Origin of the sequence: Deinococcus hopiensis KR-140 (assembly GCF_900176165.1) — a bacterium.
GTDB classification, from domain to species: Bacteria; Deinococcota; Deinococci; order Deinococcales; family Deinococcaceae; genus Deinococcus; species Deinococcus hopiensis.
This window is the reverse complement of the sequence record NZ_FWWU01000009.1, coordinates 2,363,424-2,380,905: the sequence shown is the minus strand read 5'-3', so window position 1 is coordinate 2,380,905 and position 17,482 is coordinate 2,363,424. Positions and strand designations below refer to the sequence as shown.

Genomic DNA, 17,482 nt, shown 5'->3' with positions numbered 1-17,482 from the left:
GCGCTCAGGCCGACAAGGCCGGGTCACGTCTCGGACGGCTTTTGCGTGGCCTGCGAATACCCCCGAAGTACAGTTGGAGCGTGTGTCAAAAAGAGGCCTTCTTTTTGACCGAAAGCCCGCCGGGCGAACTTGAATGGGCGTGGAGGAGAATGGCGCCGTGAGGGATGGGCTTCCACGCTCTAGGCCTGCAGTCAAAGGGCGTGCGGCGACGGGCTTCTTCCCGCCGTCGCCGCGCTGCTGAACGTGTGTCCCGGCCCGGTAGGCCTGGGTCCGCCTTCAGTCCTGCTGGTTGAAGTGGTTGGCGAGAATAAAGAAGGTGGGGGCCCACAGCCCCACGAAGATGCCGAAGCGCTCGCCGTGGGCGCGTTCCTCGGCCGTGCTGCCCTGTCCTCCCTGAGAAGCCCAGATGGCGATGGACCCGACGATGGACGCAATGCCCCCCAGCCGCAGCAGATTGACCAGTTCACCGTTTCGCATGGTTTTCCTCCTGGGCGCGGACCGCCTCGGCACCGCGCTGTTCGCCACTGTCGCCCGGTGCCTTTCGCCCCGTCTGCACGATTCCCGACAGTGGCGGGCGTGCCTGAGGAGACCTTCAAGAAAGGGTGGATTCCAGGTCCTACACCCGCTCCAGCCGTTCGTACGGCTCCGGTGGCAGTTCCACGTGCACGGCGTCGCCCGGCCGGGTTATCCCGCCGCTGATCACCACGCCCATGATTCCGGCCTTGCGGATGACGTGCCCCTCCGCGTCGCGGTCGAGGACAGCGCTCAGCAGGCCCGGCTGGAAGTTGTCGATCTGGGCACAGGGGTTTCTCAGGCCGGTGACTTCCACCACCGCCTCTGCTCCCAGGTGCAAGCGGGTGCCGCGCGGCAGGTCCAGCAGCCTGATGCCCCGCGTGGTGACGTTCTCGCCCAGGTCACCCGGCTCTACCGCAAAGCCCTTGTCCTGCAGTTCGTCCAGCAATTCGGCGTGGATGAGGTGAACCTGCCGCAGGTTGGGCTGCGCCGGGTTCTGGGCCACCCGCGAGCGGTGCTTGACGGTGCGGCCCGCGTGGGCGTCGCCCTCCACACCCAGGCCCTCAAGCAACCGGATGGCGGGGCGGGGGTCCTTGCTGAAGGTATGTTTGGCTTTGCGGCTAACGGCTTCGACGGTTCCCGTCCTGGCGGGCTCTGTGGTCATGGCTCTTTCTCCGTGGGGCTGGGCAGTCGGTCTGGGGACGTTTCGAGCATCCGGGCGATGGGCGCGAAGGTGCGGCGGTGAACGTCCGACACGCCCAGCCGTTCCAGGGCCGTTCTGTGGGCCGGTGCGCCGTACCCTTTATGCCCCGCGAAGCCGTAGCCTGGATACTGGCTGTCCAGCTCGGTCATCAGCCGGTCTCGCTCGGTTTTGGCCAGCAGGCTGGCCGCCGCCACCGAGTAGCTCAGGGCGTCGGCCCTCGGGGGAGCGAGGAGGGGCAGGGCCGTGTGCAGGCGCAAGTAGTCGGTGATCAGGGCCTGGGGGGCGGGGTCCAGGCGGGCCAGCGCCCGGGCGGCGGCGGCGTGCGTCGCACCCAGGATATTCAGCTGCGCGATCTCCTGGGGCCAGGCGTGTTCCACAGCCCAGGCCACGGCCACGCGGCGCACCTCCTCGGCGTAGGTTTCGCGCTGGGCGGCCGAGAGTTGTTTGGAGTCGCGGAAGGGGTAGTCCGTCGCCAGGCCGGGCAGGAGAACGGCCGCCACGGTCACGGGCCCGGCCCAGGCTCCGCGTCCAGCCTCGTCCACGCCGGCCACCCGGACGTGACCCCGCCGCCAGTGTTCGCGTTCGAAGGCCCAGTTGGGGGTGACGGAAGGGGGCATGGGGGTAGGGTAACGGTTGGCGGGGTTTTGGAGGTTTGGGGGCGGGGGTCTTGCCGTGGGTTGCTCCACCTCCCTGAGAGGGCAGGGGAGCAGCGCTGCGCTCAACAGGCTCGGCGCCGTTCGTTTGAAGGCGTGTACGGCTGTTGAAAGGGGCGCGTGGGCTGCGCGTAGGGGCGGCCTTGGTGGGTGTTGGGCAGCGAAGGGGGAAGGAGGAGGGCGCCATGGCCTTTGGACCCCTCCTCCCTTATGAAGGAGGCCAGGAGGGGGTGGACGCCGAAGGCCGCCCTGTGCGGCCCCCTTACCCCACCCTCAGCCGTTCCTCCAGCCGCCGCGCGAAGCGGTCCGTCCCGTTTCTCGCGTCGAAGCGGGCGGCCATCGCTCCAGCCTCCCGGGTGAAGTGTTCGGCCAGCTCTTCCGGGCGGTAAGCGCCGTCCTTGCGGAAGAGGGCGAAGGTGCGCGGCAGGAGGACCTTCACGCTTCCCTGGCCTTCCTGGGCGCGCCATAGGGTCGCGCTCGCGCCCAGGAAGCCAAAGAGGTCTGAAGGAGAGCGGAGGCCCAGGGCCAGATCGAGGTGTTCGGCCCACACCGTCAGGGCGCGGCCCAGTTCCTTGACGGCCACGAGGTAGGTCACGTGTTCGGCAATGGTTTCGATAAAGTTGCGGTCGAGTCGGGCCAGGCGCAGCCCTTCTGTGTGGGCGGCGTGGGCGTCTTCGGGCTGGTCGAGCCGCAGCAGGGGTAGGAGCAGGTTGGCGTGGGTCACGGTGGGCACGTTATGGCAGCTCATGCCTTGCTCGATGATCTCGCGCCCGAGCTTCACGGCCGCCGCCGGGTTGCCGCGTTCCGCGTAGTAGACCATCACCTTGTTCTGCTCGCACGCCTCGCAGTCGCTGAGGCTGTCGCGCGGCAGGGAGCGCCAGGCGAGAAAGGCCCGCTGCGCGCCCACCCTGTCCCCGATATGGTTGGCAAGGCTGAGGCGGTGGTAGGCCGCGAAGTGCGCGCCCGAGCCGAAGACCTGCGCCCGGCGCTCGAAGTCGGCCTGCAGTTTGCGCAGGCGGTTCAGCGGAAAAGCTGGGTTGTCCAGGCTGCTGCTCAGGAGCCACTTGTACATCCACATCACGTAATACGCCTGGTGTCCGAACTCGGCGGGGTGGCGGTCAAAGGTGCCGATCAGCCACGCGAAGTGAATCATGGCCTTGTCTGGAAAGCCGCTGAAACTTGCGGCCCGTACCAGCGCCATTCGTGCCCGAAAGGCCGCCGGACGGTCCTTCTGGCTGTCCGCCAGCCGCACGGCGCGTTCCAGAAAACCGATGGCCCCCTCAGGGGGATCCTGCGCCTCAGCGAGTTCGATCAGTTCGTCTACAGTTTCCATAGTTCCTCCGGAACGAAGAGGACGGAGGGCGAGGGAAAAAAGGCGTTCTGCTCCCCTGCGCTCGGCCGTCTCCCTCAGTTCAGTGTTCCCAGGTGCGTCGCCCGCAGGCCCCAGCGCATCATGTCCGTCAGGCCTTCGGCGAGCAGCGCGAGTTCTTCGGCGCGCAGGGGGTGGTGGCCCAGCAGGTGCGCCTGCACGTACAGCATCTGGACCAGTCGGGAAAAGACGGCCTCTTGCTCCACGTGCAGCAGGTCCTGCACGAGCGGGTGGTTCAGGTTGAGGTGCAGCCGCGAGGCGCGAACGTCCTCGTACTCGGAGGCGTAGTCGTCCAGAAATTCTGAGAACAGCCCGTCCGAGACCTCTTTCGACGCCTCAATGTCCGAAAGCAGGCGGCGCTCGTTCGTGACGATGAGGAGGGCGGGCAGTTCGGCCGGCGCGAAGCGCTTGACGCCGACCTCGCACCCCAGGCCCGAGAGGGCCACGTTGGCGCGTTCCAGCACACCCCCCAGGCCGCCTGTGGCCACGTCCTCCAGCGAGAGGGCGTAGGTCTGGGCGTCCACCTCCTCCAGCTCGCGTCCAAAGAGGCGGGCGTAGGCGCGCAGCAAGGGCACGTCGTAGGTGTACACCGCGTTCACGACGCTGTGCCCGTAGGCGCTGGCCACCTGCGCGATCTGCCGGAACTGGTCCAGGTTGGTCACCATCCGCAGCGTGGGCGAACGCCTCGCGTACTCGCCCAGCTTCATTCTCCCGGTGGACGTTTCCAGGGCGAATTCGGGGGCGAGCAGGCGGAAAAAGTCGTCTTCCTCGGTGGCCAGGGCCTTGAGGGGCAGGTGGTGCAGCGAGATCAGGGCTTCGAGCCGCTGCGGGTCACGCTCGGCCAGCTCCCCGATGTAGCCGCGCAGCCCGTTGTTCAGGGCCTCGCGGGCGGCCTTGAGGGCACCGTCTTCATAAAACGATTCGCGCGAGGCAGTGGGGTGCAGGTGGTCTACGTTCAGCAGGCAGCGCACGAAAAAGGCCCAGTCGGGCAGCAGGTTGCTCAGGTCATGGCCCAGCAGCATCCGCTTGAGGTACACCGAGTGCCACTGCCGGGACGAGCGCTGGGTGGCGTGGGGCAGCACGAGGGCCACGCCCAGCAGCCCGCCTTCCTCGCTGCGAAGCGCTACGGCGTCCAGCGCCTCCACACCCAGTTCCTCCCGGGCATAGGCCAGCACCTCGTCCCTTTTGCTCGCGTCGCCCGCAGCGTAAGCCAGCCAGGGCGGCATCACGGCGTTCACGTGGGCGTACTCCTCACCGTCTGTGACGTGAATGGGGTACGGCAGGATGCGCCCGTAGTTTTCCAGCGCCCTGCGCAACTCGCCGTACTCGAAGTAGAAGTCGGTGTCCTCGCGGGCGCGCAGGCGGACGGTGGTACCGACGTCCAGGGTGGTGTCCGCCAAGGCCTCCAGCGTGTATGTCCCGTCGGCCTGGGCCAGCCAGCGCACAGCGGAGCTGCCCGTCGCGCTCCGGGTAAGCAGTTCGATCTCGCCGCTCACCATGAAGCACGACAGCAGGCCGATGCCGAACTGCCCCAGAAACGTGTCGCGCGCCTCATCGATGCGCTTGGACGAGCGCCCAATGGTGGCGAGAAACTCATGGACCTCGGCTTCGGTCAGGCCCACGCCGTTGTCGCGGAATTCCAGCAGCGGGAGTTGACCCTCCTCGCGGAAGAGCCGGGCCTCGATGACGGGTTGAAAGTCGCCGAACCGCGCCCGCCGCGCCGTGATGGCGTCCACCCCGTTTTGCAGCAGTTCGCGGACGAACACGCTGGGATCGGAATAGAGGTGGTTGGACAGCAGATCGATGATGCCGCGCAGATCCACTTTGAAGGCGTGTTCCATAGCGGGCATTGTAGGGAGCGTGGGCAGCGGCGGGCATAGCCGTTTTGGCGCACGGGTTTTTGGCGTAGGGGCAAGGTCAAACGGCGCACCCGGCCGCCTGTGTGCCACTCTGGGGGCGTGACTGGTAAGGGCAAGCAGAAGATTCGATTGAACAGGCCGGAGGCGAGGCGGGCCGAGGGACAGCGCCCAGAGGTGGCCGAGCCGGCAGAGGCGGAGCGCTACTTCGGCGTGCGGCCCGCCACACTCGGTCCCCGGCTGGACCGGCTGAGCGTGCTGACCAAACCCGGCGTGCGCGGCTTTCCGGGGGTAGACGCGGCGCAGGCCCTCCTCATGGAGACCATGCGCAAGGACCGCGTACGCGGCGAGGTGCTGGACCTGACCGCGATGGGCGGCCTGCTGGGCAGCCTGCAGGGTGTGACCCTGCGGGCAGTGGAGGGCGCGGCGGCAGCCCTGACAGTCCTGAAGGCGGCAGGCTTCGACGCCCACGCCGCCGCGCCAGGCGACGAGCTGCGCGAGCGCTGGCCTGAGCGGCCCCGCACGGTGGCCCTCGTGTTGGCGGGAGACCGGGGCAACGCCTACGCCTTCTCGCAGGTGGCCTGGGCGCACGCCTCCACGCCCCCCGGCGGAACCCTCTACATCGCCGGGGACCGGGACAAGGGCTTTGACCGTTATGTACGCGCGGCGGGAACAGCCTTCGGAACGGGGGAAACCATCGCCCGGGACGGCGGCATGCGGGTGGCGAAATTGATTCGCCGCCCAGGCCCCACCCCGGCCTTCCCCGAGCCTGAGGGCTACGAGGCGTTCGGCGTGCGCGTGGTAGGCCTGCCTGGGGTCTTCAGCGCCGCCCGTCCCGATAAGGCGACGACGCTGCTGCTGGAAACGCTGGCCGGGTTGCCGCTGGAAGGCAAGCACGTGCTGGACCTCGGTACGGGTACGGGCCTGATCGGTGCGTGGGCGGCGGGGCAGGGCGCGCAGGTCACGCTGGTGGACGGCGATCTCCAGAGCGTCCGCAGCGCGCGTGCCACCCTCGCCGCGAACGGTCTGCACGGCGAGGTGATCCACAGCGACGTAGACGCGGAGTTGGGCGAACGGACCTTCGACGCCGTGTTGACCAACCCGCCCTTTCATGTGGGCCGGGGCGTGGTGTTGGACGTGGCGCGGGAGTTTATCGCCACGGCGGCGCGTCGCCTGAACCCGGGCGGAACCCTGTACCTCGTGGCGAACGAGCCGCTGCCCTACGAGGCGGCGATGCGCGAGGTGGGGGCGGTGCGCGAGCTGCGGCGCGAGGGCGGCTTCAAGGTGGTGGAAGCGCGGCGGGCCTGACCCTCAGCGCCCTGCCCCCAGCACCTGCCGTACCCGTTCGGGCAGGGCGGCGCGGTCTTTGGCCATCAGCGCGCTGCGTGGACGGCGGTGGTGCAGGGCCAGGTAGACCTCGGCCTGCTGAAACAGAAAGGCGCGGTAGCCCTCCTCGCCTCCGCTGCGCACACACTCCAGCGCCAGCAGGTCGAGCTGGCCTTCCAGCGTCTGCAGCGCGATATACCGGGCCGCGTTCGCCCCGCTGTCGCCCAGCAGGGGCGGCAGGGCGGCCAGGCGTTCGGGCGCCCGGGTCAGCGTCCGGGCGGCGCGCTTTACGTTGGGGTCTTCCAGGGTCAGGAGGCAGGCGCGGCAGGGCTGCTCACGGCTGGCCTCGCCGCACACCGGGCAGGGACGCCAGCCCTGTTCCTCACGCCATTTGCGGGCGCGGGTAATCGCCTCGGCGGCCTTCAGGGCCACGTCCCTCAGGTCCCCGTCCACGTTCCGCACAAGTTCGCGGGCGCGGGCACGGTCCGGCGCGGGCAGCGGCGCGACGCGGGGGGCTGGGGTGGGCGAACGCACCGTGCCCACGCTGAAGCGGATCTCGGTGATCTTCTGCTCACCCAGCAGCTCGTTTAAGCGCTTCAGGAAGTGGTGACGCTGCATGGTAAGGTGGTGCGCCGCCGCGCTGTCGCGCACCTCCACGAACAGCGTTCCCCCCTGCTGTGAGCGGGGCCGGGTCATCCGTGCGATCTCGGGGCCAACCGCCTGCGGCCAGACCAGCAGCGCCCGCGCCCGCTGCACGCCCCTCGCGATGCGGGCGGTTCCCAGCGTGGCCCCCAGCAGCTCGGAAAAGTCACGCGGTCCGTTTAGTCGGCGGGGATTAGCCATGGTGAGGGCCTTTCAGCGTGAGCGGAGGGCGGGCACGGCCGCTCCGCCCTCCGCTCACGCTCCCACCTTCGTTCGCGCGCCCTCCACCGTGCTGTGATCTTCGGGGGTAAAGCGGCCCCCGTTGGCGTGCAGGGCCAGCGCCGCGCCGGGCACGGATTCGGTCCCGGTCACGATGGCCTGAGGCACGCTGGCGGCGAGATTCAGCAGGAAGGCGCGGCGGCCCGGGTCCAGTTCGGCCGTGAAGTCGTCGATCAGGAGCACGGGCCGCTCTCCGAAGCGCTCGGCCAGGAGTTCGAGTTCGGCGCGGCGCAGGGCCAGCGCCACCGTGCGTCCCTCGCCCCGGCTGGCGTATTCGCCCGCCGGAAACTCACCCAGGGTCAGCGTGAGGTCATCGCGGTGAGGGCCAGTGACGGTGGAACCGCGGGCGAGTTCCTCGGCCCGCCGAGAGGCGAGGTCCGCCGCATAGGTTTCCGGGGTGGTGGATTCGGTCAGGGTCAGCGTCAGTTCCTTGCGGCTGCCCAGCGCGGCGTTTGCCTCGCAGCTCAACTCGTTCAGGCGGGTCAGGGCGCGGCGGCGAAAACTCATGATGTCGGTGCCGAGTTTCACCAGCGCGTCGTCCCAGACGTGCATGGCCCAGTCCTCGCCGGCTTTCAGGGCCGCGTTGCGCTGCGACACCGTGCGCTCGTAACGGGCGAGCTGCTGGCCGTAACGGGCGCTCAGGCGCGAGAGCAGGGCGTCGAGGTACGCGCGGCGTCCGGCCGGAGGGCCGAAAACCAGTTCGCTGTCTTCCGGACGGATCCACACCGCACTGCCGCGCGGCAGGTCTCCCGCTCGGGCGCGCACCCCGTCCACCTTCAGCTGCCGCCGTCCGCGTCCCAGGCCCACTTCCTGAATGCTGAGGCTGCCGCCCTGCTGCACGTCGGCGCGCACGTAGGCCTCGCGCTCGCCCGACTGCACAAGCTGCTCCAGCCGGGTCACGTCCGTCAGCCCGGTCAGGGCGAGGTAGGCGGCTTCCAGCAGGTTGGTCTTGCCCGCGCCGTTCTCGCCGTACACACCCGTCACGCCCGCCGGGAAGTTCAGGGTCCCCGGGGCAAGGTTCCGGTAATTCAGCGTGGAGAGGGCCGAGAGGTGCACACCCACCATTCTACCGCCGCAGCCTGGAAGGCGGGGGTGCGCGGGGCTGCAGTTGAAAGGACGCGGGAGGCGTGGCAACGCCTTATCCTCGGTGCATGCCGTCCACCCGTGATCCGCTGCTGATCCTCACGCCGCACCCTTCCGGGGCGCTGCCCACCGACGTGCTGCGCGAGATGCTGGGCGAAGACGTCTTCGATCCAGCGAAGCGGGAGGCCTTCCTCCAGCGCGTCTTTCTGGAGGGAGACCCTTTCACGGACCTGATCTACGCCGTCCCCGGAGCGCGCTACCTGCAAGCGCCCTGGAGCCGCTTTGCCGCGGACCTCAACCGCGAGCGCGATGACCGTGAGGACAACGGCGTGATCAAACGGACCGACTTCGCCCGGCGTCCCCTCTACCCAGCAGGCTTCACCCTGTCCCCCCAGGCGCGTGAGGCCCGGTTGCGCCGCGTCTGGGACGCCTTCGACGCGCAGGTGGGGCGTGAGCTGGAGGGCGCGGCCCTGATGATCGTGGGGCATTCGATGGCCTCGCGCGGACCGGCGCTGGGGCGCGACACTGGCACTCCGCGCCCGGCCCTCACGCTGATGCTGGGCACCGACGACGCCCCCACCTTTCCCCGTGAGCGGTGGGACGCCCTGCAGGCCGCCTGCGCCTCCGCCTTCGCCCCGGTGCTGACGGGCCACCTCACCCGCGTGGCGGTGGGCGATCCCTGGACCACCGACACCCTCAGTGCCCGCTGGCGGGCCAGGGCCGGCATTCCCGCCTTCGGCCTGGAAGTCAACGTCGCCCTGTACTTGACCGAGGCGGGCGAGCCGATGCCCGAAGAGATACGGGCCCTGGCAAACTGCTTCGAGCAGTTTGCCGACGCGGCGCTGTCCTTGACGGCTGAAAGCTGACGGCCGACCGCCCGTACGGCACCGGCCAGTTTCCGCACAGCCCGTTTGGGCGCTCCGTTCGCGTCCGTGCCGTAGAGGTGGTGCGCGAGGTTATCCCCGGTGCCGTCTTGCAAGATGTTCTGCCCGCCAGGGCCGGTCCTGGTTGAGGCGGCTGCCCAGCACCGGTGCGCCGCCACCCGCGTCCAGCCGCACGCCGCTCTTGTCGAAGTACGGCCCTGGTGATGCCCGTCGCGCGGCCCACCTGAACGGAAGGAGGGGCTGCGCAGGCCCCGGCAGCCCAGGTCGCAGGGCGTGAACAGGCAGTAGAAGTTGCCGCGCTTGATGATGGAGGGGCCCCGACGGAAGTGTTTGCCACGTCAGGGCGGTCATGCTGCGCACAGGAAGTCAGGTGCCGCCGTTTTGCGCCACCTCCGGGGCCCAGATGTTCTTGGGCGCATACCCGGTTTTGACCCACCCCGGCACTGGAGTTTCGCCCACCGTTTGCCAAGGCGCGCCCAGCCCACCGTCGAACACGGTCACGCCGCCCGGATTGTCCGTGGCGCGCCCGGTGCCCGTGGAGTAGGCGTGGTAGGAGCCGCCCACCTTGAGGACGGTGGGGCCATGCGCGCCGAGATCGCCCACATGCCGATCAGAATCTGGGCGGCGAGGGGCCCCCTGGGGGAGGCCGAGAGCGAGGAGATCATCAGGGGGCGGCGAGCAGCGGGGTGGGCATGGAGTTCTCCGGGCAGCGTGAAGGGAGAGGTGGCCTGCGCCGCTCCAGATGTGCAGGGGGGGGGAAGAAAAACCGGTCCGTCACGGCATGAATTTGCGAGCGGTTACGGGACAGAGGCCCGGCTGCTGGTCGTCAATCCCCGCAGCTTGTGGGCGTGGCCCCCATCTGAGGCCCTTCCGCCGCTGAGTTCAGGCTTCGCGCGTCGCCAGCGTGTGCATCTGCGTCAGCAACTCGGCCACAGCTTCACGGTCTGCAGCGTCTCGCAGGGCGTCTTCGAGGTGGGTCAGGCCCTCCCGCGCCTGCCCGGCGGCGTACTCCTGCGCGTAGGCCACGCTGCCGCCTTCCAGCAGCCAGCGGTGAATCTGATCGACCACTTGGGGGTCCTTGTTCACCCGTTCCCGGCGCATCTGCTCCAGGAAGGCTTCCCGCTGATCCTCTGGCGCTCCCCCCAGCCAGTGCAGGGTGATCAGGGTGCGCTTGCCTTCCAGCAGGTCCCCGCCGATCTCCTTGCCGTACCTGCTGGCATCGCCCGTTAGGTTCAGCACGTCGTCCCGAATCTGGAAGGCGGCGCCCAGCGCCAAGCCTGCAGCGGTGAAGCCGTCGTGGGGGGGGCAGCCGGCGGCGAGAGCGCCCAGCCGCAGCGGTACCACCACCGTGTAGTACGCCGTCTTGAGCTGCACCATCTCCAGGTAATCGGCTTCCCGCAGGTTCCATTCCCGGCGCTCCACCCAGCTCAGGTCGAGGTGCTGGCCCTCGGCCGTGCGGTGGATCATCTTCAGAAACTCGTCCATCGCCCCCGGCACCGCTGCCCGGTGAACGGCCGCCCACATGTAGGCGTGCAGGGCGTCTCCCACATTGATCGCCACCGGCACCCCGTGCAGTCGGTGCAGGGCCGGGCGGCCCCGGCGCTCCTCGGAGTCGTCCTCGATGTCGTCGTGGATCAGCACCCAGTTCTGAAACAGTTCCAGGGCGGCCGCGAGCCACAGCGCCCGCTCCCAGCGCGGTGACTCCGGCGCAACGCCGTGCGCCCCCGCCGAGGCGAGCAGCAGTTCGCTGCGGATGCCTTTGCCCCCGCGCTGGGGGTAGTCGCGCAGCATGGCGGCATAAGCGCGGAGTTCGGGGCGGCCCTCCCCCTCGCCGGGCAGGAGTGACAGCACGCGTCGGAGCAGGTCAGGGCGCATCGCGGCGCAGTCTAGCGGCCGGGGGACCACGCCACACATGGGACACCCAGGCGCACCTCGCTCGCCTACACTGCCGGGGTGACCGCCGCTGCCCTCCGCCACCCCCGCCTCTTGCGGGCGCTGATTTTCGGTGGGGCGCTGCTGCTGCTGCTCGGGGTCGCCCTGACGCCCGACGTGCGGGCCTTTTTGGTGCGGGGCTTCGCAGCGCTGACCTCGCACGATCCGGCAGTCACGCGCGCCTTTGTGGAGGGGCTGGGGTGGGGCGGACCGCTCGCCCTCGTCGCAGGTTTCACGGTGCAGGCGGTGGTGCCGGTGGTGCCTGCCCTGGTGATCACGGCGGTGACGGCGCGGGCCTACGGTCCTGTCGAGGCCTTTTTCATCGTTTACATCGGCACGCTGCTGGGGGCAGTGGCCGGCTACGGCCTGGGGCGCGCGGTGGGCGACACGCTGGTGCGGTTGCTCGCCGGCGAGCGGGCCAGGAGCGCGGCCCACGCCTTTGCCACGCGCCACGGGGTGCAGGGCGTGCTGCTCGTGCGCCTGATGCCGGTGTTGTCGGCCGACGTGATGAACCTGGTGGCGGGCGCAGCGGGTGTGCCCTTCCGGCCCTTCCTGCTGGCGACGGCGGCGGGGGCGCTGCCCGTGACCGCACTGGTGGTGTGGCTCAGCGGCAGCGGAAAGCGCCTGGCCTGGGGCGTGGCCCTGCTTTCGGGGGTGGCGGCGCTCGTGGCGGGGGTGCGCTGGTGGCTGGGCCGCCGTGCGGCCCACGCGGGCACTTCCTCCGCCGGGTCCTGACGCCCCCATTTGCGGGAATCCCAGGGGCACAGTTCGGCCAATTGGGCCAGACGGGCGGCGGGCAGTGGGCCCGAAGTCGGGTAGACTGCCGGGCGAAAGCCCCGTGTGGGGCGTTGCCGGGAGGAATATGACGTACAGCAAGCGGGCCGACGCGGCCCAATCCGAGGTGGCCCAGTCCGGGGAGGCTTCCGCCTACGAGCGTGCGGGCGTGAGCATCGAGGCCGGGCACCGGGCGGTGGCCCTGATGAAGGGGGCGGTCGCCCGTACCCACAACCGGCAGGTGCTGGGGGGCATCGGGGGGTTTGGCGGGTTGTTTCGCCCTGAATTCACCGGGATGCAAGACCCCATCCTCGTCGCTTCCACCGATGGTGTAGGCACGAAGACGAAGGTGGCGACGGCCGCCGGGCGTTACCGGGGTCTGGGCGCGGACATCGTGAACCACTGCGTGAACGACATTCTGGTGCAGGGCGCGCGGCCCCTGTTTTTTCTCGACTATGTGGCGATGGGGCAGCTCAGTCCCGAACTCGTGGCGGAGGTGGTGACGGGCGCAGCGGGAGCCTGCGAGGCCCTGGGAGTGGCCCTGCTGGGCGGCGAGACGGCCGAGATGCCCGGCGTGTATGTGGAGGGTGAACTCGACATCGTGGGCACCATCGTCGGAATGGTCGACCGGTCCCGGCTGGTGGACGGCTCGCGCATCGAGGTGGGCGACGCCGTGATCGCCCTGCCTTCCAGCGGCCTGCACACGAACGGCTACAGCCTCGCGCGCATGGCGCTCTCTGACCTGGACTGGCACGAGGAACGCGCGGACCTTGGTGGGGCTGTGCTCGAAGACCTGCTCGTGGAGCCGCACCGGGCCTACGTCGCGGCCTTCGATGCCCTCACCGGGGCGGGGACCGACATTCGCGGCATGGCGCACATTACGGGCGGCGGCCTCGTGGACAACCCGCCGCGCGTCTTTCCGCAGGGCATCGGGATGCGGGTGGACACTTCCTCGTGGACGGTGCCGCCGGTGTTCGAGCTGATTGTTCGGCAGGCCAGGGTGGCGCGCGCTGAGGCTTTCCGGGCACTGAACATGGGCGTGGGCTTCTTGTTTATCGTGCCAGCTGAGCAGCGGGAGGCGGCCCTGGAGGCCCTGCGCGGCGCAGGCGAGACGCCCTGGGAGATCGGACAGATGGTACCCGGAAGCGGCGTCACCTTCTCGCCCGGGGAGACGGGCCCGGAGGGAGTCACCCCTTGACCGAGCGGCGTCCTCCCACCGGGCTGACGGCCCCGGACCGCCGGTCGGCGACGGAGTTCTGGGTGGTTCGCCACGGCGAGAGCACCTGGAACGCCAGCGGACGCTACCAGGGGCAGACCGACGTGCCCCTCAGCCCGGTGGGGGTGTTGCAGGCCGCCGCCCTCGCCGAGCGCCTGACCGGACAGCGCTTCGACGCGGTGTATTCCAGTGACCTCGCCCGCGCCTTCCAGACCGCCGAGGCCGTGGTGGAGCGCTTGCAGGGACAGCCGCCCGTGCAGCCGGACCCCGGCCTGCGCGAAATCGACGTCGGCGCACTCGCCGGGCTGGGCCTCCGCGAGATCGAGGTGCAGCACGCCGACTACCTCACCGCCCTGCGCGCGGACCCCTGGGCCACCCGGCGCCCCGGGGGCGAGAGCATGGAAGACCTCTTCGCCCGCTGCGGCGAGGCGTTTGAGCAGCTGCGTGCGCGCCACGCGGGGGGCCGTGTACTCGTCTTTACCCACGGCGGCGTGGTGCGCGTGGCCGTGGGCCTGGCGCTGGGTGGGGTGCCCCACAACGCCTGGGCGCGGCTGAGCGTCACGAACACCTCCATTACCCGCGTCCTGCTCGCGGGGAGCCACGGCACCCTGCTGGGCTTCAACGACGACGCGCACCTCGAAGACCTGCTGGAGGCGACGGAAGCCGACGACGTGCTGGGACAGGCCCCGTAGCCCCCCCGGCTGGCTCCACCCCTGCTACCCTGACGGGCACATGATGGCTTCCACCCTCGAAGACCGCTTCCGCGCGGGTGATCCCCGCGCCCTGGCCCGCGCCGTCACCCTGGCCGAAAGCGGCCTGGACGCGGCGCGGCCCCTGCTGCGCGCCGCCCGCGAAACGTCGGCCGCCCGCGGCCCGGGCGGCACCGTCGTGCTGGGCGTCACGGGCAGCCCCGGCAGCGGCAAGAGCACGCTGACCGACGCCCTGATCGCCCATCTGCGCGAGGAGGGCAAGCGGGTGGCCGTCCTGGCCGTGGACCCCAGCAGCCCCTACTCCGGCGGCGCAATCCTGGGCGACCGCATCCGCATGCTGCGCCATCATGCCGACGGAGGCGTGTTCGTACGCTCGCTCGCCAGCCGGGGAGTGCTGGGCGGCCTGTCTGCGCGCACCATGCAGGTGCTGGCGCTGATGGAAGGTGCTGGGTTCGACTGGGTGATTCTGGAAACGGTGGGCGTGGGCCAGTCTGAGGTGGATGTGGCCGCCGCCTGTGACCATACGCTGCTCGTGCTGACGCCGGCCGGCGGCGACGGCGTCCAGGCATTCAAGGCCGGAATCATGGAGATTGCGGACGTGATCGCGGTCAACAAGGCTGACCTGCCCGGCGCGGACCGCACAGTGCGTGAGCTGATGGCCGCGCAGGGCCTGGGCCACCATGACGAGCACACCTGGTTTGCTCCTGTGCGCCGTACGGTGGCCGCGAAGGGGGAGGGCACACCGCAAATCGTGGAGGCCGTCCTGGCCCACCGCGCTTTCCTGGGTGAGGACGGATTGCAGGAGCGCCGCCGCCGCCGCGCCGAGTTCGAGGTCCGCACGCTCGTTCAGGACCGGGTGATGAGGCGGGCCCGGGAGCTCAGCCGTGACCTCTACACCCGCGTCGCCCGGGGCGAGCTGGACGCGGACACGGCGGCGGACGAACTGCTGGCCGGAGCGTAGGCGAGCGTCCAGCTTCGCCCGCCGGGTGCTCTTCCGGTCTGGGACGAGACCCAGGTGGAGGACCAGGTGGAAGACGCCGAATGCCCGTGCCGCGCCCTGGAACTGTGCAGCGCATGAATGACCGCGTCCCCGTAAGCTGGGCCCCATGCAATCCCGCGCCCTGGCCCCCCTGATCTTCGGCTTCCTGACCGTACAGCGCCTCCTCGAACTGCGGGTGGCCCGCGCCAACGAGCGCTGGGCGCGCGAGCAGGGGGCCACCGAGTACGGCCGGGAACACTACCCCCTCTTTTTCGCGCTGCACCCCAGCTGGATGCTGCTCACGCTGCTGGAAGGCCGCCGCTCGCGTGGACGGATCAACGGGCTTGCCCTCGCGCTGTTCGTGCTGGCCCAGCCGCTGCGGTACTGGGTGATCCGCACACTGGGCCGCTACTGGAACACCAGAGTCCTGATCGTGCCCGGCGGTGAGCGGATCACGGGCGGCCCCTTCCAGTATCTGCGGCACCCCAACTACGCGGTGGTGGCGCTGGAAATGGCTGCGGCGCCACTGGCCGTTGGGGCGTGGCGCACGGCCCTGGCCTACAGCGTGCTCAATGCCGCCCTGATCCTGCTTATTCGCCTACCCGCCGAAGAGCGGGCGCTGCGGGCGTACCAGGTGGGGAAGGCGGCGAGAGACTGACCCGGCAACCGTACGGAGGGCCAGGGAAAGAAGAAAGTCGCGCCGCCCCCTATGACGCCTGCGGCCAGGACTGCGGCACCCGCCGCTCGAACACCAGCCCCTCTGGTGTCCCGGCCAGGCGCACCGCCGACAGCACGAGCAAGCGCTGCAGTTCCAGCCGGACCCGCCCCAGATCATTGGTGCGCTCAATGGCGGAGGCGACGGCGCGGACGTTCAGGCAGTGGTGTTCGGCCTGCAGCAGCATTCGCAACTCGTTCAGACCGTCGGTCAGGTCCCGCGTCACCAGGAGGATGTCCTGCCCGGCCTGCGCACCCTCCAGGCTGGAGGCATTCAGCACCGGAATCCCTCGCGAGGCGGCCAGCGCTTCTGCAAATCCCTCCGCACCCGGCACGGCCAGCACAGCGTCCACCTCTGGCAGCGAGGCGGAGAAGACGAGGGCCAGTTCGGTCCATTCGGTAAAGGGCAGGAGTTCGAGTTTATTTCGCAGCCGTTCCTCAGAGGGTAGGGCCGCCGCGACCGCATCCCGGAACGGCAGATTCATGCCTCAGTTTAATTCAGATGCTGTGAAGAAGTTCATACGTCGACTGATTCAATATTCATCTACTGGGGGTGGCCCATAGACATGGACGCGTGTCCTCTGCTCGCAGGTGGCGCGGCGTAGGGTAGACCCCATGCGAGCCGCTGCTGCCCACACCGCCCTGCGTCACGGAACGGCTGTGGCCGTCGCCGTCACGGCAGGGCACTTTATCAATGACGCGTACGGAGCGATGCTCACCCCCCTCGCGCCCGCCCTGCAGGGCAGGTTCGGCGTCAGCATCGCTGCCGTCACGCTGCTCTCCAGCGTCTTCAGCCTGACGAGCAGCGTGTTGCAGCCTCTGCTGGGCATTCTGGGGGAGCGGCTGGACCGCCGTTACGCTGCCGCGCTCGGTCCCCTGATGACGGGCCTGGGTTTGACGATGATGGGTTTTATGCCGTGGTTCGGGGCGCTGGTGTTGCTGGTGGCGGTGGCCGGGTTTGGCAGCGGGTTCTTTCATCCCGCGGGCGCGGCCTACGTGGCCCTGAGCAGTCCCCCGCAGAAGCGCGGGCTGTGGGCCAGCCTCTTTAGTGCGGGTGGAACGGGGGGTATGGCGCTGGGGCCGGTGTTCGCGGGCGTCGGGCTGGCACATCTGCCGTGGTTCGCGCTGATCGGCGCGGCGGTCGCCGCGGCCACCTTCGTCGTCACCCCCCCTGGCAAGGTGCAGGGCCGCCGGGTGGGCGTGGCGGAGTACGCGCGCATCTTCCGGGGGCCGCTGGTGGGGCTGTGGGCGATGGCCGTGCTGCGTTCACTGGCGAGTATGGGCTACAACGCCATGCTGCCCTTCATCCTGCTCGGGCGGGGCTTTGGGGCGCGGGAAGTGGGGATCACGCTCGCCGTCTATTCGGTTGCCAGCGCGCTGGGCGGAATTGTGGGTGGGCGGGCGAGTGACCGGTACGGGCGGGTGCCCGTGCTGCGCGCCGCGATCTTGTCGACCATTCCCTTTTTCGTGGGGCTGATTCTGTCCAGCCCGGCGAACTGGTGGTTTTACCCGCTTACCTTTATCGTCGGGGCGGCGGTGAACGCCAGCATTCCGGTGGGTGTCGTCGCCGCGCAGGAGTACGCGCCAGGGCATGTGGCCGTGGCGAGTTCAATCATGATGGGATTTTCGTGGGGGTTCGCGGGACTCCTGGTGTTTCTGGTGGGGGTGCTGGCGGACGTGACTTCACCCACTGTGGCGGCGTTGGCGAGTCTGACGCTCCTGATTCCGAGTGCGGTGATCGCGTACCGGTTGCCGGAGCCGAAGCAGGTGGCGTTCGAGTAGATGGGGAGGGTCAGGGCACCTTGCGCCGGCTTTTTTCCAGCCCCCTCTGCAGGCAGCGCCACGCCGA

General features: G+C 69.5%; 18 protein-coding genes. 8 read left to right on the top strand and 10 right to left on the bottom strand.

The window, feature by feature from the left end:
* Positions 1-276: 276 nt before the first annotated feature.
* From B9A95_RS24935 to B9A95_RS24915, 5 genes are all read right to left on the bottom strand, one after another.
* Positions 277-477, bottom strand: coding sequence for a hypothetical protein (locus B9A95_RS24935; protein ID WP_084049737.1), 201 nt, complete (start codon positions 475-477; stop codon positions 277-279).
* Between the two features lie 139 nt (positions 478-616).
* Positions 617-1,177 (bottom strand): MOSC domain-containing protein, encoded by a 561-nt coding sequence (locus B9A95_RS24930; protein ID WP_084049736.1) that lies wholly within the window; start codon positions 1,175-1,177, stop codon positions 617-619.
* Positions 1,174-1,833, bottom strand: a complete 660-nt coding sequence (locus tag B9A95_RS24925) for a ribonuclease HII (protein ID WP_084049735.1) — start codon at positions 1,831-1,833, stop codon at positions 1,174-1,176. Before B9A95_RS24925 ends, B9A95_RS24930 begins: the two co-directional genes overlap by 4 nt.
* Positions 1,834-2,131: 298 nt before the next feature.
* Positions 2,132-3,202: a hypothetical protein gene (locus B9A95_RS24920; RefSeq protein WP_084049734.1), complete on the bottom strand. Its 1,071-nt coding sequence runs from the start codon at positions 3,200-3,202 to the stop codon at positions 2,132-2,134.
* Positions 3,203-3,276: 74 nt separating this feature from the next.
* Entirely contained in the window at positions 3,277-5,079 is a 1,803-nt protein-coding gene (locus B9A95_RS24915) for an HSP90 family protein (protein WP_170928768.1), read from the bottom strand.
* Positions 5,080-5,196: 117 nt separating this feature from the next.
* Between B9A95_RS24915 and B9A95_RS24910 the strand changes: the two genes are divergently transcribed.
* A complete protein-coding gene (locus tag B9A95_RS24910; RefSeq protein WP_084049732.1) occupies positions 5,197-6,402 on the top strand; it encodes a class I SAM-dependent methyltransferase in 1,206 nt (401 codons plus the stop codon).
* Between the two features lie 3 nt (positions 6,403-6,405).
* On the opposite strand, the gene B9A95_RS24905 is transcribed toward B9A95_RS24910, so the two are convergent.
* Positions 6,406-7,263 (bottom strand): DciA family protein, encoded by an 858-nt coding sequence (locus B9A95_RS24905; RefSeq protein WP_084049731.1) that lies wholly within the window; start codon positions 7,261-7,263, stop codon positions 6,406-6,408.
* Between the two features lie 54 nt (positions 7,264-7,317).
* Positions 7,318-8,406, bottom strand: coding sequence for a DNA replication/repair protein RecF (gene recF / locus B9A95_RS24900; RefSeq protein ID WP_084049730.1), 1,089 nt, complete (start codon positions 8,404-8,406; stop codon positions 7,318-7,320).
* Between the two features lie 86 nt (positions 8,407-8,492).
* On the opposite strand from recF, the gene B9A95_RS24895 reads away from it, so the two are divergent.
* Positions 8,493-9,290, top strand: coding sequence for an N-formylglutamate amidohydrolase (locus B9A95_RS24895; protein WP_084049729.1), 798 nt, complete (start codon positions 8,493-8,495; stop codon positions 9,288-9,290).
* A gap of 384 nt (positions 9,291-9,674) precedes the next feature.
* On the opposite strand, the gene B9A95_RS24890 is transcribed toward B9A95_RS24895, so the two are convergent.
* Both B9A95_RS24890 and B9A95_RS24885 read right to left on the bottom strand, forming a co-directional pair.
* Entirely contained in the window at positions 9,675-9,911 is a 237-nt protein-coding gene (locus B9A95_RS24890) for a glycoside hydrolase family protein (RefSeq protein ID WP_084049728.1), read from the bottom strand.
* 279 nt (positions 9,912-10,190) lie between these two features.
* Entirely contained in the window at positions 10,191-11,183 is a 993-nt protein-coding gene (locus B9A95_RS24885) for a polyprenyl synthetase family protein (RefSeq protein ID WP_084049727.1), read from the bottom strand.
* 78 nt (positions 11,184-11,261) lie between these two features.
* Between B9A95_RS24885 and B9A95_RS24880 the strand changes: the two genes are divergently transcribed.
* The 5 genes from B9A95_RS24880 (at position 11,262) to B9A95_RS24860 (ending at position 15,577) form a co-directional block, all read left to right on the top strand.
* Positions 11,262-11,975, top strand: coding sequence for a TVP38/TMEM64 family protein (locus tag B9A95_RS24880; protein WP_084049726.1), 714 nt, complete (start codon positions 11,262-11,264; stop codon positions 11,973-11,975).
* A 127-nt stretch (positions 11,976-12,102) separates the two neighbouring features.
* Positions 12,103-13,212 (top strand): phosphoribosylformylglycinamidine cyclo-ligase, encoded by a 1,110-nt coding sequence (gene purM / locus B9A95_RS24875; protein WP_084049725.1) that lies wholly within the window; start codon positions 12,103-12,105, stop codon positions 13,210-13,212.
* Positions 13,209-13,922, top strand: a complete 714-nt coding sequence (locus tag B9A95_RS24870; RefSeq protein WP_084049724.1) for a histidine phosphatase family protein — start codon at positions 13,209-13,211, stop codon at positions 13,920-13,922. Before purM ends, B9A95_RS24870 begins: the two co-directional genes overlap by 4 nt.
* A 40-nt stretch (positions 13,923-13,962) precedes the next feature.
* A complete protein-coding gene (gene meaB, locus B9A95_RS24865) occupies positions 13,963-14,901 on the top strand; it encodes a methylmalonyl Co-A mutase-associated GTPase MeaB (protein ID WP_084049723.1) in 939 nt (312 codons plus the stop codon).
* A gap of 145 nt (positions 14,902-15,046) precedes the next feature.
* Positions 15,047-15,577: an isoprenylcysteine carboxyl methyltransferase family protein gene (locus B9A95_RS24860; protein WP_084049722.1), complete on the top strand. Its 531-nt coding sequence runs from the start codon at positions 15,047-15,049 to the stop codon at positions 15,575-15,577.
* Positions 15,578-15,626: 49 nt separating this feature from the next.
* On the opposite strand, the gene B9A95_RS24855 is transcribed toward B9A95_RS24860, so the two are convergent.
* The gene (locus B9A95_RS24855) at positions 15,627-16,118 is read right to left on the bottom strand and encodes a hypothetical protein (protein ID WP_084049721.1); all 492 of its coding nucleotides are present in this window, start codon (positions 16,116-16,118) and stop codon (positions 15,627-15,629) included.
* A gap of 130 nt (positions 16,119-16,248) precedes the next feature.
* Here B9A95_RS24855 and B9A95_RS24850 point away from each other — a divergent pair, with 130 nt between their 5' ends.
* Positions 16,249-17,415 carry an MFS transporter gene (locus tag B9A95_RS24850; RefSeq protein ID WP_084049720.1) on the top strand — a complete coding sequence of 389 codons (1,167 nt, stop codon included), beginning with the start codon at positions 16,249-16,251 and terminating at the stop codon, positions 17,413-17,415.
* Positions 17,416-17,482: the final 67 nt, after the last annotated feature.

Coding starts and splice junctions, on each gene's coding strand:
- B9A95_RS24935 (WP_084049737.1), bottom strand. CDS start 477: ATGCGAAACGGTGAACTGGTCAATCTGCTGCGGCTGGGGGGCATTGCG.
- B9A95_RS24930 (WP_084049736.1), bottom strand. CDS start 1,177: ATGACCACAGAGCCCGCCAGGACGGGAACCGTCGAAGCCGTTAGCCGC.
- B9A95_RS24925 (WP_084049735.1), bottom strand. CDS start 1,833: ATGCCCCCTTCCGTCACCCCCAACTGGGCCTTCGAACGCGAACACTGG.
- B9A95_RS24920 (WP_084049734.1), bottom strand. CDS start 3,202: ATGGAAACTGTAGACGAACTGATCGAACTCGCTGAGGCGCAGGATCCC.
- B9A95_RS24915 (WP_170928768.1), bottom strand. CDS start 5,079: ATGGAACACGCCTTCAAAGTGGATCTGCGCGGCATCATCGATCTGCTG.
- B9A95_RS24905 (WP_084049731.1), bottom strand. CDS start 7,263: ATGGCTAATCCCCGCCGACTAAACGGACCGCGTGACTTTTCCGAGCTG.
- recF (WP_084049730.1), bottom strand. CDS start 8,406: ATGGTGGGTGTGCACCTCTCGGCCCTCTCCACGCTGAATTACCGGAAC.
- B9A95_RS24895 (WP_084049729.1), top strand. CDS start 8,493: ATGCCGTCCACCCGTGATCCGCTGCTGATCCTCACGCCGCACCCTTCC.
- B9A95_RS24885 (WP_084049727.1), bottom strand. CDS start 11,183: ATGCGCCCTGACCTGCTCCGACGCGTGCTGTCACTCCTGCCCGGCGAG.
- purM (WP_084049725.1), top strand. CDS start 12,103: ATGACGTACAGCAAGCGGGCCGACGCGGCCCAATCCGAGGTGGCCCAG.
- meaB (WP_084049723.1), top strand. CDS start 13,963: ATGATGGCTTCCACCCTCGAAGACCGCTTCCGCGCGGGTGATCCCCGC.
- B9A95_RS24860 (WP_084049722.1), top strand. CDS start 15,047: ATGCAATCCCGCGCCCTGGCCCCCCTGATCTTCGGCTTCCTGACCGTA.
- B9A95_RS24855 (WP_084049721.1), bottom strand. CDS start 16,118: ATGAATCTGCCGTTCCGGGATGCGGTCGCGGCGGCCCTACCCTCTGAG.
- B9A95_RS24850 (WP_084049720.1), top strand. CDS start 16,249: ATGCGAGCCGCTGCTGCCCACACCGCCCTGCGTCACGGAACGGCTGTG.